Here is a 250-nt window from a genome sequence, read left to right as displayed (position 1 = left end):
GGCCGCTTCACCATCGCCGGCACCGACCGCTCGATCGGCATCATGGATTTGGCGAAGCGCCTGCGCGAGGGCAAGATGCCCGAAGGCGTGCCGCTGTCGCTCGACGTCGACCATGCCACCAAGGACACGCCGTCCACCTTCCCCAACGGCTGCCATGTCGCGGAAGTGGAAATCGATCCCGAGACCGGCGTGGTGCAAATCGTGCGCTATTTCGCCGTCAACGATTTCGGCACCGTGGTCAATCCAATGA

Annotated in this window: 1 protein-coding gene; it reads left to right on the top strand. The window is 63.2% G+C overall.

The features are described from left to right. Positions 1 to 250, top strand: a 250-nt coding sequence (locus QSV46_RS40495; RefSeq protein ID WP_314964323.1) for a molybdopterin cofactor-binding domain-containing protein, incomplete at both ends; no start/stop codon positions are given.

Origin of the sequence: Bradyrhizobium cosmicum (assembly GCF_032290525.1) — a bacterium.
In the GTDB taxonomy this organism is placed as follows: Bacteria; Pseudomonadota; Alphaproteobacteria; order Rhizobiales; family Xanthobacteraceae; genus Bradyrhizobium; species Bradyrhizobium cosmicum_A.
This window is presented reverse-complemented; position numbering and strand designations above follow the sequence as displayed.